Genomic DNA, 26,436 nt, shown 5'->3' on the forward strand with positions numbered 1-26,436 from the left:
CCTGATTGGCATGTCATTCCGCCTCCGTTCCAAGTTCACCGGTCTCTTTCACGACGAAGTTGTGACGGACTCGTTCTGGATTCGTGAGGAAGGCCGCCTGTCGCTGCCCTCGCTCACTGGCGTGGCGAAGCTGACCATCGTGGGCGAGGTGCTCCCCGCCACCGGCGAACCGGCTTCGCGCGGCGATCTCGGCCTGTGGGTGAAGCTCGATGGCTCGCTGATGGCAGCGCACCCGACGCTGCCCGAGGGGCCCTTTCGCCTGACCATCCCTCTCGGATCCAAACCGCCCGCGCCCGGCCATGACCTCGCGCTGACCCTGCGCGGCGTCGGCTTCGGCAATTTCCTTGCCTGGCTCGGACGGCTGACCGGCTTGGGCTTCCTGCAAGCCTGGCGCAGTCAGCCACGCAACCGCCGTCTGCGCATCCAGCGGGTCGAGGCCGACAGCGAGATCCTGTTCGACTTCTCCAACCGCACCGCGCCGTGGAACGCCGCCTTCGTGCGCCGGTTCCTCCGCCTCGGCCTGAACATCGCGGGCTTTTTCAAGGCCGACCTCGGCGTCGGCGAGTCCGTCCGCTGCATGGCCCGCGCGGCCGACGCCGCGGGCCTGCCCGCGGCCTTCATCAATCTTAAGCTGAACTGCATCAACCCGCAGACCGACACGACCTTCGCGTCGCGACTGCAGGACGACAATCCGCACCCGGTGAACGTGTTTCACCTCGATGCGCCCGTCTCCCGGGACATCGACCACTACCACGGCCCGGCCTTCCGGCGCGGACGCTACAACATCGCCTACTGGGCGTGGGAGCTGCCCGAGTTTCCCGAAGCCTGGGTGCATCACGCGAATTACTTCGACGAGATCTGGACACCCTCGCGCTTCACCACCGAGGCCATCGCGCAGAAGGTGCCGTTGCCGGTGCTCACCATGCCGCACGCCATCGGCTTCACCCGGCCACAGGGCGACTTCCGCACCAAATATGGCCTGCCGGCCGACAAGTTCCTTTTTCTCTTCCTCTACGATCTGAACTCCTACTCGGAGCGCAAGAATCCCGCCGCGGTCATCGAGGCCTTCCGTCGCTCCGGCCTGGCCGGGCGCGGCGCCGCGCTCGTGATCAAGGTCCACAACGTTCCGCGCAATCCCGATGACTTCACACGCCTCCGCGAGGCCGTGGCCTCGTTGCCGGGCACCACGCTCATCACGCAAACGCTGTCCCGCACCGAGATCTACGAGCTGGAATCCGCCTGTGACTGTTTCGTCTCGCTGCACCGCGCGGAAGGCTTCGGGCTGGCCGTGGCGGAGTGCATGTATCTGGGCAAACCGGTGCTTTCGACCGATTGGTCCGGCACCACGGACTTCGTCCGGGCGGAACGCGCCTGTCCCGTGCGCGCCTCCCTCGTCACGCTGGAGCGCAATCATGGGCCCTACACCAAGGGCCAGGTCTGGGCCGAGCCCGACGTGGATCACGCGGCGTGGTGGATGCAGCAGCTGCACGGTGAGCCGGCCCTCGCCCGCCGTTTGGGCGAGGCGGCGCGGGTCGCCATCGAAACGGAACTTTCCCCCGCCGCCGTCGGCGCGCGTTACCGGCGTCGTCTCGAAGCCGTGGCCGGCTGGTAACCCCGCGCGATGAACCAGCTCGAAGGCCTCCTGATCCTGATCGCCCTGCCCCTGAGCCTGATGCTCACAGGCTACTGGCTGGCCGCTTTGCTCTCCGACTCCTCGGCCGTGGACCGGCTCGCCTTTGCGCTGGCCTGCGGCTTGGCGCTGCTGCTGGCGGCGGTGGCCGCGGTGAATTTTTTCCAGCCGTTGCGCGGCGTCTGGGCCTACGGCTGCCTCGCGCCCATTCTGTTCACGTTCCTCCTGCCGCGAACCCGACGCAGTCTCTGGCAGGATCTCCGCAGCATCTGCCGGCCCTTTCCGCGCGCGGCGGTCGGTGCCGGCGCCGTTTTTTTTGTGCTGTTGCTCTGGCCCGTGATCCAGGCACCGGCCTCGCTCTTCTACGACGGCACGAGCAATCACGACAGCTTCTTCTGGGTCGCCGGTGCGGAGCATCTCAAGCGAAACTCCTACATGATGCAGCCGGTCATGAGCGCCACGCAACCGCTGACCAACACGACCTCCGTGCTCATCGGCTTGACCCCCCCGTGGGGCCGGATTGGTGGCGAGGCGCTGCTCGCGCTGGCCTCCTCAGTCATCAACGTTTCCCCGCTCAAGCTCTACCTCTACGCCACCGCCAGCCTCGCCATGGTATGGTTCGGACTGGTCTGGCTTGCCCTGCGCACGTTTGTGACGGCCACGCCCGCGCGGCTGACCGGCATCGCCATCGTATGCGTCCAGCCGGTCTTCATTTTTTTTCACGGCAACGCCAACCTGCCCAACCTGCTGGGCACGCTCACCGGCAGCGCCCTGATCATCGCCGTCGAGCGCGCTATCCGGGCCGCGTCGGTTTCGACGCCGGCCTTCACCGCCTGGGCAACCTTGGCCGCGCTCTCGCTCCACGGATTGCTGTGCAGCTACCCGGAGATGGTGCCGTTTGTATTGCTACCCTGCGCCCTTTTGTGGCTGCGCCCGTGGTTCCGCCAGTCCTTCGGCCACTACTGGCGTTTCGGCCTCCTGCTGACCGCCGCCCTGCTGGCGGGCGCGCTGCTCAATCCGGCCACCACGGTCCGCGCGATCCAGGGCTTTCTCGCTTCTTTCAATCTGGCCCGCGAAAACGAAAACTGGGCCAACCTGTTCAACCCACTTGAGCTCGCCGAATACGTCCCGGCGTTCTTCACCCTCAGCATTCCTGGCTCCAAGGAACTCGGCTGGTGGTTCGGCTGGCCGCTGAGCGCCCTGATGCTCGGCTTGGTGGGTGTTGCGGTCCGACGCAGTTCGGACCCCTTCGGCCTGTGCGCCGCCCTTGCCGGCAGCTTGGTGTTATTGGGCTACACCCTTGGCACGGGCTTTGCCTACGGCATGCAGAAGACCGTGCAGTTCTCCGGAATTTTCGTGGTCCTGCTGTTTCCTGTGGCCGTGGTCGAACTGCTCGCCCGCCGGCGCGCCACGACTTCAGGCCGGGCACACCGTCTCACCACCGCCACGCTGGCGGTCGTCGGCGGGTTCATGGTTTACGCCAACTTCATGAACTGCCGCGACACCTACAAGTGGAGCGACCGCAAGGTCATCTCCGCCGACTGGTTCGACCTGCGCGAGCAGTCCCGCGGGGCGCTGATGGATGCCCCGGTGCTGGTGGAGGCCGCGAGCTTCCGCATGGCTTTCTTCCACGGCATGTGGGCGGCCTATTTTCTTCCGGAAAGCCATTTGTATTTCGGCGCGCGCGGACAGGAAAGCGGCGGTTATCTGCGCGACTGGGTCGTCAATGAACAGAAACTCCCCATCCCCATCCCCTCAGCCGTGCTGGTGGGACGCCTTTGGGGCGACACCTTCGACGCCAATTCCCCCAAAATCCTCACGGGCCGGGAGTTTGTCCTCCTGCAGAAGAGCAACCGTATGTTCGCGATGGAAGGAGTCCAGCCGCTCAACGGACCGCCCGACCACTTCTCCGACACTGCCGCCTTCGACCTGCTGCCGCACTCGCCCAGCATTCTCCTGGTGGAGCTGGCCCCGCGCAAAAACACCATCGCGCCCAGCGGGGCATGGCAGCTCACCCGCCGGACCGACGGACAGGCGGACTTCCAGGCGGAGCTCAGCACCCCGCCACCCTGGCGCATCCGGATTCCGCTCGTCGCCGGTCAGCGGAATCGGATCGAGTTCCACTTTGCCCACGCAGGCGGTCCGCTCGGGCCGACCGCCTTCCAGGTGCAGTCGCTTCGCGTCGAAAACGCCCCATGAGCGCGCGACCGATCCTGTTCGACGCCACGCACACGAGCCACACGTCGGCGCAAACCGGCATTCAGCGCGTCTGCCGCACTTTCTTCAACGAACTCTGCGCCACCGGTCCGGTGACACCGGTTTGCTACGACCCGCACCTGATCGGCTGGCGCCCCTTGCGCAAGGACGAGACCGCCGTGCTGCGCGACCAGTCGGGCGGCGCCGGCAAATCGCGCGGCGCGAAATGGACGCTCCGGCAGAAACTCACGGGCGCCGGCGCCCGCTGGCTCGGACGCAAACCAACTCTGCCCGAGGCCGCGGGCCTGATCTGTCCCGAGCTTTTTTCCGCCAAGGTCGGCGCCCGCCTGCCCGAACTGCTGGTGCGAACGGCCGGCCCGCGCGTCGCCATCTTCTACGATGCGATCGCACTGAAATTTCCCGAACTCACTCCGGCGGGCACGGTCGCCCGCTTTCCCGCCTACCTGCGCGAGCTGCTCGTGTTCGACGGAATCGCCGCCATCTCCGAAGACTCCGCCGTCGCCCTGCGTGATTACTGGAAATGGCTCGGGGTGGCGGCAGTCCCGCCCGTGCATGCCATCCCGCTCGCCATTGACCGGTCGCTCACGGAGCCGCACGCGGCGCCCACCTCTTCTGATGTGCCCCGCATTCTCTGTGTCTGCACGATCGAGGGCCGCAAGAACCACCTGGCTCTGCTGGAAGCCTGCGAGTCGCTCTGGGCCGGGGGCTTGAAATTCGAGCTGCAGCTGATCGGCATGCCCAGGCCCGACACCGCGGGCGCGGCCCTTGCACGCATCGCTTCGCTGCAGCAGGCCGGCCGGCCGGTGATTTTCCCCGGCGCGGTGCCGGAGGCGGAACTGCACGCCGCCTACCGCGGCTGCGCGTTCACGGTTTATCCCTCGATCATCGAGGGCTTCGGCATGCCGGTGCTCGAGAGCCTGCAGCACGGCAAGCCCTGCATCTGCTCCGGCCGCGGCGCGCTCGGCGAATCCGCGCATGGCGGCGGCTGCGTGCCGCTGGATACCGTGGACGCCGCCACACTCGCCGCCGCCGTCCGGCGCCTGCTCGAACACCCGGCCGATCTCGCGGCCCTCGCGGACGCGGCCCGCGCACGCTGGCTCAAGTCGTGGCCCGATTACGCTGCCGAGTTCACGGGGTGGATGCAGTCGCTGCACCGCCGGAGCTAAGCGGCTGCGGACACCGGCCCGGCCGGGTTTGCGGTTGCTATGGCCCGCCATCTTACGTCTAGTCGGCCCGAAAATTCCATGGCCCTGTCCCTGTTTTCCAAGACCAAGAAAGCCATCGTTGAGCGCGCGCAGGACGACTACGCGACCAAGATGCGGCTGAAATACAAGCCCTACTACCACGCCATGGAGTCGCAGTCGGGCACGCGCATCCGCCTGAACGGCCGCGACATGGTCATGCTTTCGAGCAACGATTATCTTGGTCTCTCCTTCCACCCCAAGGTGATCGAGGCCTGCAGCGGTGCCGCCCGGACCTGGGGCACCAGCACGACCGGCGCCCGCATCTCCAACGGTTCGCGCGCCTATCATACTGCGCTGGAGGAGAAGATCGCCGCCTTCCTCGGCCGCGAGGCCTGCCATGTCAGCGTCGCGGGCTACATTTCCTGCTGCTCGGCCGTCGCCTCCTTCGCCCAAAAGGGCGATCTAATCCTCGCCGACAAGAACATCCACTCCTGTCTGGTGGACGCCACCCGCCTGTCCATGGCGACGGTCGAGCGTTTCAGCCACAACAACCCCGAGGACCTCCGCGCGATCCTCAAGGGCGTGCCGCACAACACCGCCAAGATGCTCGTCGTCGAGGGGGTGTATTCGATGGAGGGCCACATTTGCCGCCTGCCCGAGCTCGCCCAGATCGGCGAGGAGCACGGCTGCTTCACTGTGCTCGACGACGCCCACGGCTTCGGCGTTCTCGGCCGCCAGGGCCGCGGCACCGTGGACCACTTCAAGCTGAACGAGCAGGTGGACATCATCTGCGGCTCGCTCTCGAAATCTCTTGCCAGCACCGGCGGGTTCGTCGCCGGTTCCCGCGCGATGATCGAGTATCTGCGCACCAACTCCCGGCAGACGCTCTTCAGCGCGGCCATCAGCCCGGCCATGGCCGCCACGGCCTCGGCCTCGCTCGACATCATGCAGTCCGAGCCGCAGCACCTTGAGCGCCTCTGGAAAAACACCAAGCGCTACCGCGAAATGCTGAAAGGCCTCGGCCTTGATATCTGGGGCAGCGAGACCCCCGCCGTACCGATCGTGCTCGGCTCGAAGGAGCTCGTTTACCGCTTCTGGAACGCCCTCCTTGACCAGGGCGTGTTCACCGTGATGTCCATCGCCCCCGCCGTGCCCCCGGGGAAGGACCTCATCCGCACCGCCGTCTCGGCCCTGCACAGCGACGAGGATCTGGAGAAGATCGCCGCCGCCATGTCCTACGCGGTGAAGCAAATGTGACCGACGCGCTGCGTCGGCCAATCACATAGTCCTGAGGTCCAAACCTCCATCACCGGCCAAGGCGGTTTTCGCCATCGGCTTTGGACTTTGTTGGGGTCTTGGCGCCTGGGATTTCCCTATCGCAGTCCGTCCATCAGCGTCCGTGCCGTCTGGCTCCAGCGCGGCAGCGGTCGGCACATCGCCTCGCGCTGCAAACGCCGGCACTCCGCTTCGTCGGTCAGCACCGAGCGCAGCTTGGCTGACCAGTCGGCCAGGTCATTCACCCCGGTCATGAGGCAGCCGCCCGCATCCGCGTTCTCGTGCAGCACCGGCAGGTCGCTGCACACGCACGGCACGCCACGCCACAACGCCTCCAGAATCGGCAGGCCATTGCCCTCGGCGATCGTCGGGAACACCACCGCCCGCGCCGCCGCATAGAGCCGGGCCAGTCGCTGGTCGCCCGCGGCCGCAAGGAAATGAAAACGCGGCTCACGCTTTTGGAGTTTTTCCATGCGCACCTCGATCGGACGTCCGTGATGCGGATTCACGCGTCCGACGACATGCAGCTCGAAATCCAATCCGTCGCGCCACAGCGCCCCGGCCACCTCCAGCAGGAAAGTCTGGTTCTTGCGCGGCTCCACGATGCCCACGCAAAGCAGCGCGGGCCGGCCGCGCGGGATAATCGGGTCGCGCACCACGCGGTTGCTCCCGTCGAAGTCCGCACCGAGCGTGATCACCTGAGGCTGTGACCTGGGCGTCACACCCTGCCAGCGCCAGAACTCCGTGAAGTCGCGCCGCGTGGCGTCGGAGATCGCCCAGGTCCGGTCGAAGGACGCCAGCAGCTTCATGTATTCGGGATGCCGCTGCACACTCTGCGGCCACGAGATGTGCGGCCAGCGCACCGGGATAGCATCGTGAAACATTGCCGCCAGCCGGCACGGCGGATTTGCCACGAAGGCGCGGAAGCCCGGCCGGTCCGCCTCACAGAACTGTTCCACGGTCAGCAGCCAGTCATCGGGCTTGGGCGTCACCGGCGCCGCCGGCTTGCCGCTGACAAAACCGCGCCGCCGTCCATCCCAAGCCACCTCGGTCACAACGGAACCGAGTTCCTCGCGGATGCGCGAACTCAGCCGCATCAGGCCCGAGCGGTGCTTCGCCGTGCCCATCTTCGTCGTGTCGTAGTAGATCATGGCTTCATCGCCTCCTCGAAGCACGCGACCAGCCGGTCCGTGTTGCGGTGGGCGTCGTAGTTTTCCTCCACCCATCGGCGTGCCCCGGCCCGGAGGCGTTCGGCCAACAGGTCGTCGTCGCGGAACCGCTGCAACGCCACCTGCCACGCCAACGGCAGATCCACATCGCAAACCAAGCCGGTGCGCTCCTGCTGCACCGCTTCCGTCGTGGCCGAGACCGGGGAGGTCACGACCAGCACGCCAGCCGACATGGCCTCGGGAATCACGTTGGGCAAGCCGTCGCGATCGCCACTGGGTGCAATGACCCCCGTATGCAGGAGCACGTCAGCCCAAGCGAGTTGTTCCCACACCTGCGGCTGTTCAAGCCGGCCGAGGAACTTCACCTGTTCGGCGACGCCCAGCTGCGCCGCCAGCGCAAGGAGCGAGTCTTGCAGGGGACCGTCGCCCACGATGCGGGCTTCGAAGGCAAAGCCCGCCTGCTTCAATGCCGCGTAGATGCGAAGCTGATGATCGAGACCCTTCTTCGCCACCAGGCGCGCCACACAAACAAGCCGCAATGGCGAGCGCACCGGCCGCAACGGCTTGAGCGGAGGAAACGCCTCGAGCCCGCGCCGGATGACCTGAATCTTGGCCGCCGGCACGCCGCGCTCAACGAGCTCGCGTTTCGCCGCCTCGGTCGAGGCGTGGATGAAGCGGGCGTGCTGGAGTTTTTCCATCAGCCACCAGTCGCCGCCATGCTCATAGATGTCGTAGGCGTGCGCCCCGCTGCTGTAGCGCCAGCCAAACATGCGCCACCACACCCAGCCCGCCGTGGCGGGTGCGCCGGCCCAGGCACCATGCACAAGCGCCGGCGGATCACGCTGTAGTTCCCGGTAGAAACACCCGGCGAAACCCGCCCCGAGCATGTTCTCCCAAAAATTCAGCCACGACGGCGCCGCGCGCGTGAACACACCTTCGAAGAGATCGCGGATCAGCCGCGGACGCCGGACGCATTGCCACGGGATCTCAAAGAGGAACAGCGGCAGAAGCCGCCACTTGTTGAAGCTACGCACCTGTAACCCGCGAAACTCGCCACCCCCGCCCCACAGCGAATAGATGCGCAGATTTAGCCCCTTCGCCTGCAACGCCGCCACGTCGCGCTGGAGAAATGTCTCCGAGATTTTCGGAAACGTGGTGTAGAGGAGGACAATGGAGGGACCGGCTTTCAATCTGCTCAACCTGTCATCCTGAGCGGAGCGAAGGATCCAAGGGCACGACCGCCGGCGATCATGATGCTGGATTCTTCGCTGCGCTCAGAATGACAGGAAATTGGTGATGACATGAAGGTTTCGATTGGCACTGACGACGATACTTTTCCTACGCGGTCGCCGCTCCGGCCACGACCAGAAACGCCCCGAGGGCCGGGTCGGCCGGGCCATCCTTGCGCCAACCGAGCACAAGCCGGCTCTCCGGCGCCGGACCCTCCAGCGGACGAAATGTCACCTCGTCCGGCAACTGCTTCGCCTCGGACGGCGCCATGAAAGTCGCGCCGAGTCCGGCGCGGACGAGCCCGATGGCGTTGGCCCTCGGCCACACTTCGTCGGCGATACGCGGGGTCACACCCGCCGCTTGAAAAGCCGCGAGCACGCGGTCGTAGAAACCGGGGTTGTGCGCCCGGGGGAACATCACGAACGCCGTGTCGGCGAGGTCCCGCAGCCGCAGCTTGGGCGCCATGGCGAGCTTGTGCTCGGCCGGCAGGAGCACGCCGTTTTTTTCCTGCAACAGAAGCTTGGTGCTGAAACCAGCCGGTGCCGTGATATCGGGGTGGAAGAATCCGCAGGCGATCTCGCCATTTTTGAGCGACTCCAGCTGGGCCGAGGTCGGCGATTCGTTCAGCTCCACCTTGATGCCCGGATAGCGACGGTTGAATTCGCGCAGAATGCCCGGCAGCACCGTCGCCATCGCCAGACCGGTGAACGCCACCCGCACATGCCCGGCCTGTCCGCCGGCCAACGCCTGGATGTCCCCGGGCACCGCCGCCAAGGCGCGGAGCAGCGGCTCGATCCGCTCCAGGAACGCTCGACCCGCTGCGGTCAGCTCCACGCGCCGCCGCGTGCGATTCAAAAGATCCACGCCCATCTCCTTCTCCAACTGCGCGATACTGCGGGAAAGTGCCGGTTGAGCCACCGCCAGTGACTCCGCCGCTTTCCGGAAGTGAAGCTGACGGGCCACCTCGCGGAAGTAAACGAGGTGGCGGAGTTCAAACGGAAATTGATACTCACGCGGCATCACAGGCCACGAAACAAGTATTTCTGGGTATGGCAAGTTTCTGGTAGTCTATCGCCTCTTCAGCACCAAGCTGACGACTCCCCTTTTCCCATCATGTCCTCCCCCCAATCCCTCTTCCAGAAAGTCTGGGACGCCCACACGGTCCGCAAACTGGCCAACGGCCAGACCCAGCTGCTCATCGGCACGCACCTGATCCACGAGGTCACCTCGCCGCAGGCCTTCGGCATGCTGCGCGATCTCGGTCTCAAGGTCCTCATGCCTCACCGCACCTTCGCGACGGTTGACCACATCGTCCCGACCAACGAGCTGGTCGAGCCCTACAAGGACAACCTCGCCCAAGCCATGATGGACGAGCTCCGCAAGAACACGAAGGAGTTCGGCATCACCTTCTTTGACCGCGCCACCGGCAAGCAGGGCATCGTGCACATCGTCGGGCCCGAGCAGGGCATCACCCAGCCCGGCACCACCATCGCCTGCGGCGACTCGCACACCTCCACGCACGGCGCGTTCGGCGCCATCGCGTTCGGCATCGGCACCAGCCAGGTGCGCGACGTGCTCGCCACGCAGACCATGGCCCTCGGCCAGCTGAAGGTCCGCCGCATCGAAGTGAACGGCAAGCTTCGCCCCGGCGTCTATGCCAAGGACGTCATCCTCCACATCATCCGCCTCCTCGGCGTGAACGGCGGCACGGGCTACGCCTACGAATACGCCGGCTCGACCTTCGAGGGCTTCACGATGGAAGAGCGCATGACCGTGTGCAACATGTCCATCGAGGGCGGCGCGCGCGTCGGCTACGTCAATCCCGACGAGACCACCTTCGCCTACCTCAAGGGCCGCCCCTACTCGCCGCAGGGTGCCGCGTGGGACAAGGCCGTCGCCAGCTGGAAGTCCTTCGCCTCGGATCCGGGCTGCCACTACGACGACGTCGTCAAAATCGACGCCGCTTCGATTGCCCCGACCGTCACCTGGGGCATCAACCCCGGCCAGGGCATTTCCATCGTCGAAAACATCCCGAGCCCGGAGACCGCGACGTCCGACGACGACAAGGCCGGCATCATCGAGGCCCTCGCCTACATGAAGCTGCCCGCGGGCGCGCCCATCAAGGGCACGAAGATCGACGTCGCGTTCCTCGGCTCCTGCACCAACGGCCGTCTGTCCGACTTCCGCGAGGTCGCCAAATACATCAAGGGCCGCAAGGTCGCCGCCGGCGTTAAGGCCATCGCCGTCCCCGGCTCGCAGATCGTCGCGCTCCAGTGCGAGAAGGAAGGCATCGACAAGGTGCTTTCCGAGGCTGGCTTCGAATGGCGCGCCGCCGGCTGCTCCATGTGCCTCGCGATGAACCCCGACAAGCTCGTCGGCGACCAGCTCTGCGCCAGCTCCTCCAACCGCAATTTCAAGGGCCGCCAGGGCTCTCCCACCGGCCGCACCGTGCTTATGAGCCCGGTCATGGTCGCCGCCGCCGCTGTCACCGGCACCGTCGCCGACGCCCGCGAAGTCTTCGCCGTCAACTGATCTACAATTCCCAAACCAATTGCCCACGGAACACACGGAATACACTGAACATTAGGCCGCTTCCTTCCGTGTATTCCGTGTGTTCCGTGGGCCCAACTCCTCTTTCTCATGGCCTTAGCTAAAATCACCTCCGTCACCGGCCGCGCCGTTCCCGTCGTCGGCAACGACATCGACACCGACCGCATCATCCCCGCGCGCTTCATGAAGTGCGTGACCTTCGATGGTCTCGGCGAATTCCTGTTCAACGACGTCCGCAAGGACCCGAAGACCGGCGCCACGACCGACCACCCGCTCAACCAGCCGCGCTATCAGGGCGCGACGATCCTGCTCTCCGGCGCGAACTTCGGCTGCGGTTCCTCCCGCGAACACGCCCCGCAGGCCATTCAGAAATACGGCTTCAAGGCCATCATCGCCGAGAGCTACGCCGAGATTTTCTTCGGCAACAGCACGACGCTCGGCATGCCCTGCGTCACCGCCGCCCGTGAGGATATCGCCAAGATCGCCGCCGCCGTGGACCAGAACCCACAGACCGAGGTCACCATTGATCTGGTGAAGCTCGAAGTCCGCTTCGCCGGCCAGACCGTGAAGATCACGCAGCGCGAGTCCGCCCGCGACGCCCTGATCAACGGCCGCTGGGACGCCATCGGCGAACTCCTCGACGGCGTCCCCGCCGTCAAGACCACCGCGGCCAAGCTGCCCTACCTGGCGACCGCCTGATCGCAGATTCATTGGCTCTCTCCCAGGGCGGGTCGGCCAGACCCGCCCTTTTGCTTGGCTGCGCTAAAGGTATAACGGCTTCAGCGCTTGCGACGACCTTAGAGTGAGCGAAGGTCTTGCTCACCGTGAGCGCCCCCACCCCGACGATCCGCAACCCGGTCCTGCCGGGCTTCAACCCCGACCCTTCCCTCCTCCGCGTCGGAGACGACTACTACATCGCGACGTCCACCTTCGAGTGGTTCCCCGGGGTGCAGATCCACCATTCGCGCGACCTCGTCAATTGGCGGCTGCTCTGCCGCCCGCTCAGCCGTCCAAGCCAGCTCAACATGCTCGGCGATCCCGACTCCTGCGGCATTTGGGCGCCGTGCCTCAGTCACGCCGACGGCAAATTCTGGCTGATCTACACGGACGTGAAGCGCTACGGCCGCACCTCGGTGGGCGGCGCCTCGGGGGCGTCGCTGCGCGATTTCCACAACTATCTCGTCACCGCCGACCGCATCGATGGCGACTGGTCAGACCCGGTCTATATGAACAGCAGCGGCTTCGATCCCTCGCTCTTCCACGACGACGACGGCCGCAAATGGTTCGTCAACCAGCTCTGGGATCACCGCCCCGCCAGCAACCGCTTCGCCGGCATCGTGCTCCAGGAATACTCGGTGAAGGAACGCAAGCTGATCGGCACGCGCGTGAATATCTTTCCCGGCACGCCGCTTGGCCTCACCGAGGCGCCGCACCTCTACAAGCGCAATGGCTGGTATTACCTCATCACCGCCGAGGGCGGCACCGGCTGGGGTCACGCCGTCACGCTGTGCCGCTCGCGCACGCTGACCGGCCCCTACGAACTGCACCCGGAAAATCCGTTCCTCACCGCCCGTCACCGGCCCGACGCCCCCCTTCAACGCGCGGGTCACGCCGACCTCGTCGAGACGCAGGACGGCCAGACTTGGATCGCCTACCTTTGCGGACGCCCTCTCAGGAACCGCGGCCGCTGCACGCTCGGCCGTGAGACGGCCATCCAGCCGCTGGTCTGGGGAGCGGACGGCTGGCCGCGCACCACCGACGGCCAGGGCATCCCTCAACTCAATCCGCCGGCCCCGGATCTGCCGTCGCACCCTTTCCCGCCCTCGCCGGCCCGCCGGGACTTTGATTCGACGTTACTGCCCGGCGAGTTCCAGTGGCTCCGCAGCCCATGGCCGGAAGAACTGTTCAGCCTCACCGCCCGGCCCGGCCACCTCCGGCTCTACGGACGCGAGACCATCGGCAGCCTTTTCAAACAGGCGCTCGTGGCCCGCCGCCAACAGGCCCACTGCTACAGCGCCGCGACGGTCATCGAATTCGAACCTGAACACTTCCAACAACTCGCCGGCCTCGTGTGCTACTACGGCGCGGCCAAGTTTCACTACCTCTACATCTCGCACGATGAAATTATCGGCAAACACCTGCGTGTGATGTCGGCCATCCCCGACGGCGTCGTGGGCGACTCCTTCACCGCCCCGATCGCAATCCCGACCGGCCGGCGCATCGAGCTGCGCGTCGAAGTGGACGAAGAGCGCCTGCACTTCGGTTACCGTCTCGAGGGCGCCGGCGCGTGGTCATGGATTCCGCAGATCTTCGACGCCAGCATTCTCTCGGACGAGGCCACCATGCCCGGCTTGCCGAACTTCACCGGCGCGTTCGTGGGGATGGCCTGCCAGGACATGGCCGGCACGGCCCGGCCGGCCGACTTTGACTGGTTTGAATACCGCGAGCGCGCCTACGCGACCGATCCGACCACCCCCTGACCGCACTCAGGCGTTGCGCGCCTTGGCCGGAAACGGCCCCGGCCGGTAATCCGTGCGCGAAACCTCCTGGGCGAGGTTCACCAGCTCGGTGATGACCAGTGTCGGATCCTCCTCGTAGCGAAGCCGGCGAAAATCGTCGCGGTATTTTTCGTAGCCGCGCGGATGCACGAGCCAGCTCTCGATCTGGCGGCCGAAATCGGCGGGTTGCTCCACCAGCTCGGCGCCGGCCCCGTTCCGGAAAAATTTAACGGTGAGCGACTCCTGCGGCATCACGCCGCCGAGCGCGTTGAACAGGATCGGACAACCGAAGTGGAGCGCCTTGGCACACGAGGTCGTGCCGCCGCGCGTGATGATCACGTCGCTGACCTGCATGAGCAGGTGCACTTCCTCGGAAAAACCGTCGAGGTAACAGTCCAGCTGGGGGTGCTCGGCGCGCCAGTGCAGCACCTTGTTGTAGGCCTCCCGGTTCCGGCCGCAGATGACCACGGCCTGCACGCGGCCGGCGAACGGCAGCAGCTGCTCGAGGAAAGTCAGGTGGTTGTTGGCCCCGTTGCCGCCGGTCGCAAGGAACACCGTGAACAGGTCCGGCTGCAGTTCGAGCACGCGTTCGCGATAAGCGAGCCGCTCCGGCGGCAGCATGAAGGCGGTGTGCTGGCGGGGGCGCATGAGGTGCCCGCGCACGCGCGTGCGGGCGGGCGGCATGCCCAGCTTCACGGCGTAGTCGCGGGCAGTCGGGGTGCGCGAGATGTAGAGATCCGCGGTCGGCTCGACCCAGTTGATGCTGTAGCCAAAGCCGCCGGAAAATTCGCCGCAGTAGGTGGCACAGCGGACCTTGTCGCGCCCGAGGATGCGGCGGGCGGTCTGAAAATATCCGCGGTTGAGGCAGTCATGCACGCTGAACACGAGGTGCGGCTGGTATTCGCACAGGGTTTTCTCGTAGTAGCCCCGTCCGATCGCCACGGATCGCCGGTTGAGCAGGCTGAGCATCTCCACGAAGAGGAAGTAGGCCTTGTGCAGCCACGGTGACTTTTGCTGGATCCAGTTGTAGAAGCGCACCCCCGCGCTGAAGAGCCCCGACGACTTCTCCAGCATCTGCTCGATCCGCACGTCCACGTTGTGACGGTAAAGCTCAAAGCACCACTCGGCAAAGGCCTGCGCCCGCGTGTCGTGGCCCGCGCCGGTGCTGGAGGTCAGGACAAGGATTCGGACACGCGGCTGATTCATAGGCCGAAGTAGCTCTCCTGAATCCGCCGCTTCAGCGCCAATGATCCGAAGCGCGCGAGCAAGGGCGCCACCACCGCCTGGAAGGGACGTCCCGTGCGCACCGTGCGGCTGCATCCGGCTCGCAGGGCGCGCTTGAGCGATTCCGCCGCATGCACCGGCGGCGGGCCGCTGCGCATCATCCGCTCGAAGGCGGTCCAAGCCCGGGCCATGCGACCGGCGTTGAGCGGATCGAGCCCCGGCTGGTCCGGGCGGCGCACAGAGCCCTCGAAATCGGTGCGGTAATCCCCGGGCCGGAAATCAATCACGATCACACCGGTCCCCTTGACCTCATACATGAGGCTTTCACTGAGCGCGGACAGGCCCGCCTTCACCGCGTTATAGACCGGCTGGTAGGGCAGGCTGAACTCACCGGCAAGGGAAGACACGTTGACGAGGGCCCCCCGCTGGCGGAGCAGCAGGCCGCGCAACCCGAGATGGGCGAGCCGCGCGGTATTCACCAGCATCACGCGAAACTGCTCCTCCCACGCGTCAAACTCCGTTGGCGCAAAGGCCCCGAAAACGCCAAAGCCGGCGTTGTTGATGACCAGGTCAAATCCGCCCGCCGCCCGTTCCGCCTCACGAAAGGCCGCCTCGGCCCGTTCCCCGTCGGCCAGATCCAGCCGCACGGGATGAAACCCGACGCAGGCCGGCAACCGGCCGGGATCGCGCGCCGTGCCCCACACCTGGACGCCCTCCTGCAGCAGCATGTGGCTGAAAGCCAACCCCAGCCCGGTGCTGGCACCGGTGACAAAGGCGGTGCGGTAGCGGGAGGAAAGCGGACCGGCGCTCATGCGGATCAACCGGCCTTGAACACGAGGCAGACGTTGGCACCGCCGAAGCCGCTGCTGTTGCTGATCACGACATTGGGACGTTGCGGCAGCGTGGCCCGGATGATGTTCAAGCCCGCGCAGGCGGGGTCGAGGTTGCTGATATGCGCGGAACCGGGGATGAACCCCTCCTTCATCGCGAGCGCGCAAAAACCAGCCTCCATCGCACCGGCCAGCGAGAGGCCGTGCCCGGTCAGGGCCTTGGTGCTGCTGATGGCCGGACGCGAGGGGTTGCCCTTGAAGATCGTGCGGAGGGCCTTGGCCTCGGAGATGTCGCCGATCGGGGTCGAGGTGGCGTGAGCGTTGACGTAGTCCACCTCCTCGGGCGCAACCTCGGAAAGTCGCAGGGCGTTTTCGATCGCGGTGCGCAAACCGTCGCCGTCGGGATGGGAGATGGCCACATTGTATCCATCCGAGGCCTGGCCCCAGCCGGCCATCTCGCCATAGACCTTGGCGCCGCGGCGGGCGACCTCGTCTTCGCTTTCCATGACCAGCACCGTGGCTCCGCCGGTGCCAACGAAACCGTCGCGCGCACTGTCGAAAGGGCGGGAGGCGATGGAGGGATCGTTTTGCAGCGACAGGGCGCGCATGCCGGCGAACGGCAGGATGCTCTCCACATTGCCGTCCTCGGCCCCGATCACGAACATGCGTTTCTGCCGGCCCAGCGCGATCTCGTCATGGGCGAAGGCCAGGGCATGGGCCGAGGAAGCGCAGGCCGAGGAGAACCCCGTGGAGGCTCCGCGGATTTTGAAATGCGAAACCAGATTGAAGTTAACCGTGCCCGAAATCGAGGCGACGATCCCCAGCGGCGGACAGCGCATCACGCCCATCTTGCGCATGCGCTCGAGGTGATAGCCGAGCAGGAAGGGCGATCCGGCCGAGGCGGCGTAAAGCCCGGTGTCAGGGTTGGAAACCTCGGCCTCCGTGAGCTTCGCATCCTCAATCGCCTGCTGCATGGCGCAGTAGGCGTAAACCCCGTGCGGGGCCATGCCGCGGAGCAACTCGCGCTTGATGCGGTAGCGGGCGGGAAAGACCCAGTCCTCCTGGTCGATGGAGTCGGTCTGGAAATCCCGGATCGGGGCGGCAACCTTGACCGGCACCTCGGGCTTCTGGAACGGCGGGTATAGCTCCATGCCATGGCGCAATTCGCGCAGGCTTTCCGACACCGAGGCGGCATCGTTGCCGATGCTCGTGATAAATCCCACTCCGGTGATATAGACTTTCGGCATGAAGGAATCAGGCAAACGGGCAGGACTCGGGCCAGACCGCCAAATTTCGACGCATCAAAGTGCTTTTGCGCCGACGGTCAACCACCGCGGCAACGCCACTCAGGCGTTGACCGCAGACTTGGCGGGATTGAGCGCCACCGCCTGCTCCGCCGGCGCAACCTGCGGCGTGGGCGGCTGGGCCACTTCCTCGACGTAGGCAAAGGTCAGCGTGATTTCCTCGGCGATGGCCGCCTTTTCCTGACCAACGCGGATCTGGCCCTCGAAGGTCGCCAGCGGCGACTTCAGCCGCTTGGGCTTGATCGACAGGCTGAGCACATCGCCCGGACGGCACACGCGGTGGCAACGGACACCTTCGCAGGAGGTGAAGAAAATGGTGCGGTGATCAACCGTCTTGCCGGCCTCGCCGACCTGACCTTCGAGCAGGAAAAGGACCGCCAGCTGGCCCAAGGCCTCGAGCATGATGGAAGCCGGCAGCACGGGGTTGTCCTTGAAGTGTCCCTGCAGGAAAAACTCCTGGCCGCTGACCTTGTATTTGGCGTTGGCGCCATGGGCATTGACCGAAGCTTCGCCCAGGAAGAGGAAGGGCGGCTGGATCGGCATGATCGACACAATCTGCTCGATCGGAATGAACTTGGTGGGTTTCGGCAGGGGCAGACCGCGGACCTTGCTCTCGATGAAGGCCTTGACGTTTCCCACGGTGCGCAAGTGGCGCAACTCCTCGTTGTTGATGGACATTTGGAGCACGTCCTCCACGAGGATAACGATTTCCATCATCGTGAGGGAGTCGATGCCCAGATCCTCGATAATGCGGAGATCATCGTCGGCATCCTTCAGCTTCGCCCGCAGATCGGGCTCCACATAGCGCTCAATGATACCCAAGACGATGGCCGGAAGATGTTCCGTGTTGCCCGTTTTGCGAAACTGCGCCGCCGCCTCGTAAGTCGCTGCTGAGCAGCGCTTCAGAGCCTCTCTTAGGTTGGCATCATCCTCGGCGGTGAACGGCTTGAGAGTGACTCCGGACTGGGTGTTAACGGACTGTGCCATTGGCTTCAGGTATGTTACATCCCAAAGACAAGTAAACCCCAAAAACCCTCCGCTGCCCTCGTAGAAATACGCAACGTGAGAGTAAAATTTTAGCTGATTGACTTGGACAAGGTTGCCTTGCGACATGCCGGACCCGACGGCCTCAGGCCCGAGTGCATATCCCATTGAACCCCATGCCGCCCTCGGACTCTGCGCCCACACTGATTCTAGCCACTCACGAGTTCCAACCGCATCGCGGCGGAATCGCGGTTTACTGCGCGGAAATGGCGCGAGCCGCCCAAGAGCTGGGCTATCAGGTGGAAGTCTGGGCTCCCGCGCTGCCCCCGGGAACGGAGGAGCAAGCCTGGCCATTTCTGGTGCGCCGCCTGAACCTGGCCGGCAACCACGGCCTGCTCAGCCAATGGCGCATGGCGCGTGAGCTCTTACGTCAGGGCCAACGCCTGAACCAGGCGACTCTCTACATCCCGGAGCCCGGTCCGCTGCTGGCAATGCTGCTGCTGCAGTATTTCGACACGATCCGCCCTGCCCGGCTGATGCTCACCTTCCACGGTTCGGAAATCCAGCGCCTGGGCTCGCGCCGCCTGCTGCGGTGGAGCACCAACCACCTGCTTTTCCAGACCGACCGCATCAGCGTGGTCAGCGATTACGCCCGCCAGCTGCTGGAACAACACTTCCCCTCCTCCGCCGCGAAGGTCGTCGTCACTCCCGGTGCGTTGCGCCCCGATTTGCGGCTCAAGCAATCCGCCCCCTTGGCCGCCCCCGGGGCTAAAACCGTCATCCTGACCGTTGCCCGGCTCAATCCCCGCAAGGGCCAGCTGGAAGTCCTCCACGCTCTCAAGGCCCTGCCGCCCTCTGCCCGCGCCAACCTCGAATACCGGCTGGTCGGCGCCCACGGTAAGGAGAACTACGACCGCGCGCTCGCGGAGGCCGCCGCCAGTGCCGATTTCCCCGTGAAATTCCTCGGCGACATCCCCGATGAAAAACTGGGCGAGGTCTACGCCCAGGCGGACATCTTTGCCATGACCAGCATGCCCCACCGCCACAGCGTGGAGGGCTTCGGTCTCGTTTATCTGGAAGCCGGGGCCCACGGTCTGCCGATTGTGGCCCATGCCATCGGCGGTGTGCCCGAGGCCGTGGTGCATGAAGAAACCGGCCTGCTTGTGCAACCGGGTGACCGGTCCGCCCTGACTCAGGCCTTCGCCCGCCTGCTCGCCGACCCGGCCCTGCGCCGGAAACTGGGCGAAGCCGGCCGCGCCCGCGCCCTGGCCCGGACCTGGCAGGACTCGGCCGTCGCCTTGTTTGGACAACCGTCGCCCCCGCCTGCAACCTGAAGCCATGATTGAATCCCACACGCTGATCACCGTCCGCTACGCCGAGACCGACATGATGGGCATCGTCTACCACGGCAACTACCTCCCGTGGTTCGAGGTCGGCCGCACCACCCTGCTCAAGGAATGCGGCTTTCCCTACCGCGATCTCGAAGCGCAGGGTTACATGCTGCCGGTGATCGAGGTCGGCGTGAAATACCAGCGCCCCGCCCGCTACGACGACGAACTGACGATCATCACCCGGCTCAAGGAACGCCCCGCTCTCCGGATCCACCTCGAATACGAGGTGCGCCGCGGCGAGGAGCTGCTGGTCACCGGGTTTACCACCCACGCCTTCATCAACAAATCCGGCGAACCGGTCCGCCCGCCCGCAGCCCTCACGGCGCGAATGAAGGAACTCTTCGCGAAGACCTAGTGCGGTTCAGATTGAAGTTTAACCGCGCTGGCGGATGCCCGTTTGTAGGTTCGTCGCTTGCGAAGAACTAGTGTGCGAGGTCGGACCAAGGTCCGGCCCTACAGGTAAACCGCCTCGTTATTGCTTAATCTGTCCTACGCCACGCCCTCGTATTCCGCCAACACCGTCGCGTCGGACTCGTGGCTCCGCGCGGCCTGCAGCAACGTCCCGGCCCCGCCCCCCGCCAGCCGCCGCACGGCCCAGACGGCGTGTGCCCGCACCAAGGGCAATTCGTGCGTGGCCAGGCCGACGAGAGCCGGCAGCAGCGTTCCATCCCCGGAATTGCCAGCCACGACGCAGGCGTTGCGCAAAAGACCGGACAGTTTCAGCCGTTTGACCGCCGTGCCCTTGAAGACCGCCGCGAACCGCACCGGCGTAAGCTCGAGGATTTCCTGGAGCGACAACTCGGCAACCTCCCCGCGCACCGATAGCAGAACGCGCCGCCCCTCCTGCGCAAATCGGTTCCACGGGCAAACCTCCAGGCACACGTCGCACCCGTAGATCCGCGTGCCGATACCCGCGCGCTGTTCGCGCGGGATGAGACCCTTGTTCTCAATCGTCTGGTAGGAGATGCAACGGCGAGCGTCCACCACACCGGGCTCCGGAAAGGCCTGCGTCGGGCACGCGTCGAGACAGCGGGTGCATTTCCCGCACAGCAAGCCCGCCGGCTCCTCGGCGCCCGGCCGCGCGAATTCCGGACGCAGCGGCGTATCGGGCTCGATGGCCAGGCGCGTCAGAATGCACGCGAGGAACAGCCAGTTGCCGTGCTCACGCGAGATCAGCATGGCGTTCTTGCCACGAAACCCAAGCCCGCTGCGTGCCGCCCACCCGCGCTCCAAGACCGGCCCGGTGTCCACGTAATACCGGTAGTCCGCCGCCTCCGCGGCGTATTCCTGCTCCAACAATCGCCCTGCCGCGGCCAGGCCGGCCTTGATCGTGTCGTGGTAGTCCGTGTGCAGGACGTAACGCGCCCACTTCGGACCCTTGGTCTCAATCCCGGACCAATAGTTCACGCCCAGCATGATCACGCTGCGCACGCCCGGCAGCACCAGCTCCGGGTTGCCGCGCTTCTCCGCCCCACGCTCGATCCAGGCCATGTCGGCGTGGTGGCCGGCTTCGAGCCACGAACGCAAAGATTCGCCGCCTGGCCGGGTCGCCGCCGCAAAGCGCACGGCATCAAAACCCAGGGCCCGCAGCTGCTCGCGCAGTTTTTCGCGCTGCGCTCCCGTCACCACCGGGCCTGCCTGCGTGGTCATTTCTTGCCGAACGACGCGGCTTCCTGACGATACACGCGCAGCACATGGGCCGCGATTTCACGCAACGGCCGCTTGTCGGTCAGCACCAGCGTGCCCGACCGGCGGTAAAGAGCCTCGCGCTGGGCGTAGAGGTCGCGCAGGCGCTGCTCGGGATTCTCCACCGCCAGCAAGGGCCGGTGCGTCGCGTGCAGCGTACGCTGGATGATCGTGTCGATCGGGGCATGCATGCAGACCACCACGCCGCGCCCACGCAGCAGCTCCAGCATGCCGGGCGGCACGATCAGGCCGCCGCCGCACGACACCACGCAGCGTTTCGCCGGATGCCCGCGCTCGACAAACCCGCGCTCCATTGCTCGGAACGCCGCTTCGCCCTGCTCCGCGAAGATCTGCGACACGGGTTTGCCCTGCAGCCGCTCGATCTCGTGGTCGCTGTCCACGAAGTCGAAGCCCACCTGCCGCGCCACGAGCCGGCCGACGGTGCTCTTGCCCGTGCCCATGAAACCGACGAGGTAGAGGTTGGTGTCCATCCTTGGCCGCAAGCGAAGGGTCCGCCCCGCCCCGGCGCAAGTCCGCTTCGCAGCGTTGCGCGTCACGGACCGGGCAAAACAAAAACGCCCCCCATGAAGGGAGGCGTTGCGGAAAGCGAAATGCAGAAGGGCGGTTACTTGGCCGCGGGAGCGGGAGGCGCATCCTTGATGCCGACGATTTCGACGTCAAAGACGAGAGTGGCGCCGGGCGGAATGGCGCCGGGGGCGCCGTTGTCGCCATAGGCGAGCGCGGGCGGGATGTGCAGCTTCAGCTTGCTGCCGACCGATCCCTTCTGGAGGCCCTCGAACAGGCCGGGAATGATGCCCTGCGGGCTCTGCGGCGTGGCCGCCTGCAGCAGCAGGTCCGCCGGCTGCGGCGCCTCGACATTCGAATCAAACACCTGGCCGTTCACGAGCGCGCCGGTGTAGCGGATGCTGACAACCTGGCCGGGCTTCGGCGCATTACCTTTGCCGGCCTGCACCACCTCATAAACGAGCCCGCTCGGCAGCACCACGGCGTTCTTGTTCTCCTTCAGCTTGGTGAAATACTCGGTGCCCGCAGCCAGCTGGGCCGCGCGGATCTTGCCAAGGAAAACCTCCTGCTTCTTGCCCATGAATTCCTGCAGCTGCACCTGAACCTGCTGCGGGTCGTAGGGCAGGTCCTTGCCACTGAGCGCGAGGGCGATGCCCCGGAGCATCGATTCGCGGAGGGCCGGGGTGATCTCCAGCGCCTGCAGCTGGGTGGCCATGCGGGTCTCCAGCATGAAAATGTAGCCGTAGGCCTCCATCAGCTGCGCCTCGGTGAACTTCGTCGGCGCGCCGGGGGCGGCAGCCGCCGGAGCCGCGGCGGCGGGAGCCGACGCGGGCGCCGCGGCCTTCGGGGCCGGGGTTGACGCCGCCGGGGCCGGAGCGGGCTTGTTCGGCGAGGTTACGCCGGGAACTTCAAATTTGACCGCGTCCTGAGCGGAAGCGGCGACCAGCAAGCTCAGACCGACGAGGCCTGCAACGATGCGAGAGGTGAATTTCATGTAGGATTGGGGAGCCCGGTTGGGAAACGGCCCGGGTGGATTTGTGCCGTCAAAGAGTCCGAAGTTGCGCAGCCCCCCTGCAAAAATCAACCCCTTAGGCGGCAGCGATTCGCGCGGGAACCGATCCAACCCCGGGCTTGTCTCGCCCCGCCTCCGCTTCCACCCTGCTCAATCCCATGAACGAAAACCAATTCTGGCACAGCACCGACGGCCAGATCCTCACCGTCCGCGCCAAGGGCACCGACCGTCTCACCCTCACCGTCGCCTTCTGGCCGCGCCATCCGGCCGAGATGGAGTTCCTCCGCAGCCACCTTGCCGCCCTCCGTTTCACCGAGCGCAGTTCACTCGCCCGCATCGGCATCGAGATGATCACGAGCGGCGCCCCGACCGTGGATGGCAACCGCCTCCTCCTCACCGCCGAGGCCTTCATTTACGACCACAGTTTCCCCAACGCCCCCTACTGGCAGAAGCTCCTGCGCCCGGGTGCGCCCGTCGGCCGCCTCTTCTACGCGCCCGCCGCCGCCAAGCTCTCCGCCACCGAGATCTGGACCGCCATCCGCGAGAACCACCTCAAGCTGCCCAACACGATCTCGATCGACAGTTCCGGCCGCGTGTTCTTCACGCCGCACCCGGTCAGCTACACGCTCAACCCGCGGCTCATCCGGGTGAACTTCGAGCACATCGTCTCCGGCTACGCGGGCCGCAGCTTCCTCGACAAGGTGCAGGTGCGTCACGACGCCGCGCCGCTCACCATCGCGCCGCACTCGGGCGTGCTCACCAGCTGCTCGATGTATCTGCGCGAACACTTCGTCGTGCTCAGTCCGGGCGAGGGCAACTTCGGCCTGCACACCTCGGCCGTGCTCCTCGACCCGATCAAGACCTCCGGCACCAACATCATGCTGGAGATCTACAACACCGGCGAACAACCCGTCGTTAACCCGATGGTCTCGGTCGAAATCTTCCGCGCGCCGCCCTCCGAGGACGCCGAGGCCAAGACCCTCGCCAAGAAACGCCAGCGTCTCCTGGCCACGACCAAGGGCCTCTACAAGTGCCTCGACTCTGCCCCCGCCATCGAAAGCACGGAGGCCAAGCCGCGCACCAAGATCAGCGTCCGCGGCCAGAGCGCCACGATGGAGAACCGCGCGCTCTTCATCCGCGCCAACGACGAGGACCTCAAGAAGCTCCTCGCCAAGGACGCCTGCCCGATCGGCGCGCGCACCATGATCCAGGCCCTCGACGCCCACGTGCCCGACGCCGACACGCTGATCGTGGACTACTTCCCCGACCTGCTGGAACACACCGAGCTCGTCACCCGCCTCGGCGACTCGCGCCTCAAGCGCGTCATCTTCCGCAAGGCCTCGCGCACCCACGGCTACTTCCTGTCGTCCAACGCGCACGCCCGCCTCGACATGCTCCACTCGCTCGGCATCCCGGTTTACTGGTATGACGAGCAGACGAAGGACCTCTACCTGCACACCTACCGCCGCGACCACGGTTTCTTCGTGCGCGAGGAGATGGCCCGCAAATTCCAGGAGGCGACGATCCTCGCCTTCTACGGCTCGGCCGTTGGCCTCGACCAGGCCGACACCGACCGCATCTCCGCGCTCGTCCACCAGCTCACGACCTTCATGGGCTCCAACCTCGGTGTGCTCACCGGCGGCGGCGGCGGCGTGATGCGCCTCGCCACCGAGCAGGCCCGCGGCAAGGGCGCGCTCACCGGCGCGTGCTTCCTCGAACTCGAGGCTCAGCCGCCCGAGCTCGGTGTCGATTTCTTCAACACCTTCCAGGAAAGCTCGCGCCACTTCCGCCAAAAATGGTTCGAGGCGGCCGACTTTTGCATCTTCAACGTCGGCGGCGTTGGCACGTTGGAGGAGATCGGCATCGAGCTCTGCAACCTCAAGCTCGGCATCCGCCCGCGCGTCCCCTACGTGTTTTTCAACGCCAAGTTCTGGGGCGACCTCCGCCGCCAGGTGAACACGATGATCAAGGACAAGCGCGCCCCCGCCTGGATGAACGACTACATCCTCTTCACCGACGACCCCGCCGAGGTCATCGCCTTCTACCGCCGGACGCTGAAGGTGCTGTGACGCGTCCGCGGCCATGAAACCCCTCCAGCAGGTGATTTTCGCCGCGGGTCTCCTGATCCTCGGCGGCATCACCTGGCTGATCCTCACCCGGCCAAAACCGCAGGCGTTGTGGTTAATGCTGGAGGCACCGTCGCGGATAGCTCCCGGAGAAACCGTAACAATCCGGGCGATGCCCAACGGCATCAGCCGCGACCGGAAGCTGACCCTTGATCTCCACGGCACAACCGCTCGCCACCAGTCGCTGCGCGTGGTCAGCCATGGGCGCTCGCAAGTCATCGGCCCCGCGGGTCAGGTCATCGAGTTCCTCCTGACCGTGCCCGCCCGCCCCGACCTCGCGACGGTGCATGCCATCGTTTACGTCTCGCCCGACGGCGCCTGGGCACATCGCAGCCACGTCGCCAAATCCGAACCGATCCCGGTCGAGGTCGGCCCTGCTACAGACCGGGAACTGCGCCCGCTTCACGTCCATGACCACACGCCCGACCCGGAAGTCCCACGCGTGGAGCTCCCCGCCCTGCGCGGGTTGCTGGTCATGCTTTGGCTCATCGTGGCGGGAGCCCTGGCTGTACGTTTTCTGAATCACTCAGAAAAAAACGGACGCGGACGCTCTCTCGCCCTCATCACCGCCAGCCTGGCCATCGCTGGCTCGGAGATTTTCCGCTTCGAACCCTATGCGAGCGAGCTGGCCCGGCAGTTTGCCCGAAAATACGGCTTCTACGACGGACGCCTCCTGCCCCAGCAGATCGCCATCGTCGTCACCGTCGTCGTCGTGGCCTCGCTCGCCGCGTTCATCCTCTTCAAAGCCCGCAACCGCCGCCTCGTGCTCGGACTCCTCGGCCACGCCGCGATCGCCACCGCCGCCATCCTGTCGTTGCACGAGATGGATGCCCTGCTGTTCGCGACGCTCGGCGGCGCCCCGATAGAGCAGCTCGCCAAGATGTCCACGGTCTCCCTCGCCCTCTGGGGCCTGCGCCCGCTGGTTACTTCGCCGGCGCCCGGTGCTGCCTGATGTAGGCGTCCACGACTTTCTCGGTCAGGACGTATTTCCAGCCCTCGGCGGTCTGTTGATACTCGGTGCCGTCGCGGGGGACGTTGGGCATGCGCAACCGGATGCGACCGACGCTGACTTCCTCGGGTGTCGCGGTGGCCAGGATGTCATGGCGCGGAAAAGGTCGCGACATGACACTCTCGGTGAGCAAGGCCGCCACGGTTTCGTCCACGGACTTCCATTGGGCCCGGACGTTTTCAGGCAAGGCGGCCACGAAGGCCTCGACTTTGGGCCGGGCGGCTTCCTCGACGAACAGCAGGCGCTGCACGGCCTCGATGTCGCCGCGATCGCAGGCCCAGGCGAAGGTCTGCAAGGTGGCCAGCGGCGTGGCGTTGCCCTCGTTGCGGTAATACTCGGCCATCCGCGAAACCGGCGTGGCCGCAGGGGAGGAAGCCGTTCCCGCGGCGACTGAGTCGCTCGAAGTCGGCGGCGGAACGGCCGACTGCCGGGCCATGACGCGCTGATGGGCCTCGAGCAGCATGCGGCTGTTCTGCGAACGCAGATGGCGCGCCTCCCGGGCGCGGCCTTGCTGGAAGTAATGAAGCCCGCCAGCGGTGACCACCGCCGACACCACGGCCACGATCAGGGAGGTTTTCAACGGAGACATGGA

At 65.8% G+C, this 26,436-nt stretch carries 22 protein-coding genes; 11 read left to right on the plus strand and 11 right to left on the minus strand.

Annotation, left to right across the window (positions count from 1 at the left end):
* The first annotated feature begins 10 nt into the window (after positions 1-10).
* The 4 genes from ESB00_RS16060 (at position 11) to ESB00_RS16075 (ending at position 6,288) form a co-directional block, all read left to right on the plus strand.
* Positions 11-1,612, plus strand: a complete 1,602-nt coding sequence (locus ESB00_RS16060; RefSeq protein WP_129048801.1) for a glycosyltransferase family 4 protein — start codon at positions 11-13, stop codon at positions 1,610-1,612.
* Positions 1,613-1,621: 9 nt separating this feature from the next.
* Positions 1,622-3,829: a hypothetical protein gene (locus ESB00_RS16065; protein WP_129048802.1), complete on the plus strand. Its 2,208-nt coding sequence runs from the start codon at positions 1,622-1,624 to the stop codon at positions 3,827-3,829.
* Complete coding sequence (locus ESB00_RS16070) at positions 3,826-5,013, plus strand: glycosyltransferase (RefSeq protein ID WP_129048803.1); 1,188 nt, start codon at positions 3,826-3,828, stop codon at positions 5,011-5,013. The genes ESB00_RS16065 and ESB00_RS16070 overlap by 4 nt, the downstream gene beginning before the upstream one ends.
* 78 nt (positions 5,014-5,091) lie before the next feature.
* Positions 5,092-6,288, plus strand: a complete 1,197-nt coding sequence (locus ESB00_RS16075; RefSeq protein WP_129048804.1) for an aminotransferase class I/II-fold pyridoxal phosphate-dependent enzyme — start codon at positions 5,092-5,094, stop codon at positions 6,286-6,288.
* 116 nt (positions 6,289-6,404) lie between these two features.
* Here the strand turns inward: ESB00_RS16075 and ESB00_RS16080 are convergent, their stop codons facing one another.
* From ESB00_RS16080 to ESB00_RS16090, 3 genes are all read right to left on the minus strand, one after another.
* Entirely contained in the window at positions 6,405-7,457 is a 1,053-nt protein-coding gene (locus ESB00_RS16080) for a glycosyltransferase (protein ID WP_164976256.1), read from the minus strand.
* Complete coding sequence (locus ESB00_RS16085) at positions 7,454-8,665, minus strand: glycosyltransferase family 4 protein (protein WP_246026504.1); 1,212 nt, start codon at positions 8,663-8,665, stop codon at positions 7,454-7,456. The genes ESB00_RS16080 and ESB00_RS16085 overlap by 4 nt, the downstream gene beginning before the upstream one ends.
* A 148-nt stretch (positions 8,666-8,813) precedes the next feature.
* Positions 8,814-9,725: a LysR family transcriptional regulator gene (locus ESB00_RS16090; RefSeq protein ID WP_129048807.1), complete on the minus strand. Its 912-nt coding sequence runs from the start codon at positions 9,723-9,725 to the stop codon at positions 8,814-8,816.
* A 93-nt stretch (positions 9,726-9,818) separates the two neighbouring features.
* On the opposite strand from ESB00_RS16090, the gene leuC reads away from it, so the two are divergent.
* The 3 genes from leuC (at position 9,819) to ESB00_RS16105 (ending at position 13,735) form a co-directional block, all read left to right on the plus strand.
* Positions 9,819-11,237, plus strand: coding sequence for a 3-isopropylmalate dehydratase large subunit (gene leuC / locus ESB00_RS16095; RefSeq protein WP_129048808.1), 1,419 nt, complete (start codon positions 9,819-9,821; stop codon positions 11,235-11,237).
* A 108-nt stretch (positions 11,238-11,345) separates the two neighbouring features.
* Complete coding sequence (gene leuD, locus ESB00_RS16100) at positions 11,346-11,954, plus strand: 3-isopropylmalate dehydratase small subunit (protein WP_129048809.1); 609 nt, start codon at positions 11,346-11,348, stop codon at positions 11,952-11,954.
* 125 nt (positions 11,955-12,079) lie between these two features.
* Positions 12,080-13,735, plus strand: coding sequence for a glycoside hydrolase family 43 protein (locus ESB00_RS16105; protein WP_129048810.1), 1,656 nt, complete (start codon positions 12,080-12,082; stop codon positions 13,733-13,735).
* A gap of 6 nt (positions 13,736-13,741) precedes the next feature.
* On the opposite strand, the gene ESB00_RS16110 is transcribed toward ESB00_RS16105, so the two are convergent.
* The 4 genes from ESB00_RS16110 to ESB00_RS16125 form a co-directional block, all read right to left on the minus strand.
* Positions 13,742-14,959 (minus strand): glycosyltransferase, encoded by a 1,218-nt coding sequence (locus ESB00_RS16110; protein WP_129048811.1) that lies wholly within the window; start codon positions 14,957-14,959, stop codon positions 13,742-13,744.
* Positions 14,956-15,789, minus strand: coding sequence for an SDR family NAD(P)-dependent oxidoreductase (locus tag ESB00_RS16115; RefSeq protein ID WP_129048812.1), 834 nt, complete (start codon positions 15,787-15,789; stop codon positions 14,956-14,958). The genes ESB00_RS16110 and ESB00_RS16115 overlap by 4 nt, the downstream gene beginning before the upstream one ends.
* A 5-nt stretch (positions 15,790-15,794) precedes the next feature.
* Positions 15,795-17,054 carry a beta-ketoacyl-[acyl-carrier-protein] synthase family protein gene (locus tag ESB00_RS16120; protein ID WP_129048813.1) on the minus strand — a complete coding sequence of 420 codons (1,260 nt, stop codon included), beginning with the start codon at positions 17,052-17,054 and terminating at the stop codon, positions 15,795-15,797.
* Between the two features lie 99 nt (positions 17,055-17,153).
* Positions 17,154-18,098 carry an ApeI family dehydratase gene (locus ESB00_RS16125; RefSeq protein ID WP_129048814.1) on the minus strand — a complete coding sequence of 315 codons (945 nt, stop codon included), beginning with the start codon at positions 18,096-18,098 and terminating at the stop codon, positions 17,154-17,156.
* A gap of 173 nt (positions 18,099-18,271) precedes the next feature.
* On the opposite strand from ESB00_RS16125, the gene ESB00_RS16130 reads away from it, so the two are divergent.
* The gene (locus ESB00_RS16130) at positions 18,272-19,429 is read left to right on the plus strand and encodes a glycosyltransferase family 4 protein (RefSeq protein ID WP_129048815.1); all 1,158 of its coding nucleotides are present in this window, start codon (positions 18,272-18,274) and stop codon (positions 19,427-19,429) included.
* A 4-nt stretch (positions 19,430-19,433) separates the two neighbouring features.
* Positions 19,434-19,841 (plus strand): acyl-CoA thioesterase, encoded by a 408-nt coding sequence (locus ESB00_RS16135; protein WP_129048816.1) that lies wholly within the window; start codon positions 19,434-19,436, stop codon positions 19,839-19,841.
* 134 nt (positions 19,842-19,975) lie between these two features.
* Here the strand turns inward: ESB00_RS16135 and queG are convergent, their stop codons facing one another.
* The 3 genes from queG to ESB00_RS16150 all read right to left on the minus strand — a co-directional run bounded on the left by queG (position 19,976) and on the right by ESB00_RS16150 (position 22,691).
* The gene (gene queG / locus ESB00_RS16140; RefSeq protein ID WP_129048817.1) at positions 19,976-21,136 is read right to left on the minus strand and encodes a tRNA epoxyqueuosine(34) reductase QueG; all 1,161 of its coding nucleotides are present in this window, start codon (positions 21,134-21,136) and stop codon (positions 19,976-19,978) included.
* Positions 21,133-21,663, minus strand: a complete 531-nt coding sequence (locus tag ESB00_RS16145) for a shikimate kinase (protein ID WP_129048818.1) — start codon at positions 21,661-21,663, stop codon at positions 21,133-21,135. Before ESB00_RS16145 ends, queG begins: the two co-directional genes overlap by 4 nt.
* 134 nt (positions 21,664-21,797) lie before the next feature.
* On the minus strand, positions 21,798-22,691 hold the full coding sequence (locus ESB00_RS16150; protein ID WP_129048819.1) for an FKBP-type peptidyl-prolyl cis-trans isomerase: 894 nt from the start codon (positions 22,689-22,691) through the stop codon (positions 21,798-21,800).
* A 176-nt stretch (positions 22,692-22,867) separates the two neighbouring features.
* Between ESB00_RS16150 and ESB00_RS16155 the strand changes: the two genes are divergently transcribed.
* Together ESB00_RS16155 and ESB00_RS16160 are read left to right on the plus strand one after the other, a co-directional pair.
* Positions 22,868-24,778 (plus strand): LOG family protein, encoded by a 1,911-nt coding sequence (locus ESB00_RS16155; RefSeq protein ID WP_129048820.1) that lies wholly within the window; start codon positions 22,868-22,870, stop codon positions 24,776-24,778.
* Positions 24,779-24,791: 13 nt separating this feature from the next.
* Positions 24,792-25,787 carry a hypothetical protein gene (locus tag ESB00_RS16160; RefSeq protein ID WP_129048821.1) on the plus strand — a complete coding sequence of 332 codons (996 nt, stop codon included), beginning with the start codon at positions 24,792-24,794 and terminating at the stop codon, positions 25,785-25,787.
* Here ESB00_RS16160 and ESB00_RS16165 read toward each other — a convergent pair.
* Positions 25,759-26,433, minus strand: coding sequence for a hypothetical protein (locus tag ESB00_RS16165; RefSeq protein ID WP_129048822.1), 675 nt, complete (start codon positions 26,431-26,433; stop codon positions 25,759-25,761). The two genes, ESB00_RS16160 and ESB00_RS16165, sit on opposite strands and share 29 nt — an antisense overlap.
* Positions 26,434-26,436: the final 3 nt, after the last annotated feature.

The organism is Oleiharenicola lentus (assembly GCF_004118375.1).
GTDB classification, from domain to species: domain Bacteria; phylum Verrucomicrobiota; class Verrucomicrobiia; order Opitutales; family Opitutaceae; genus Lacunisphaera; species Lacunisphaera lenta.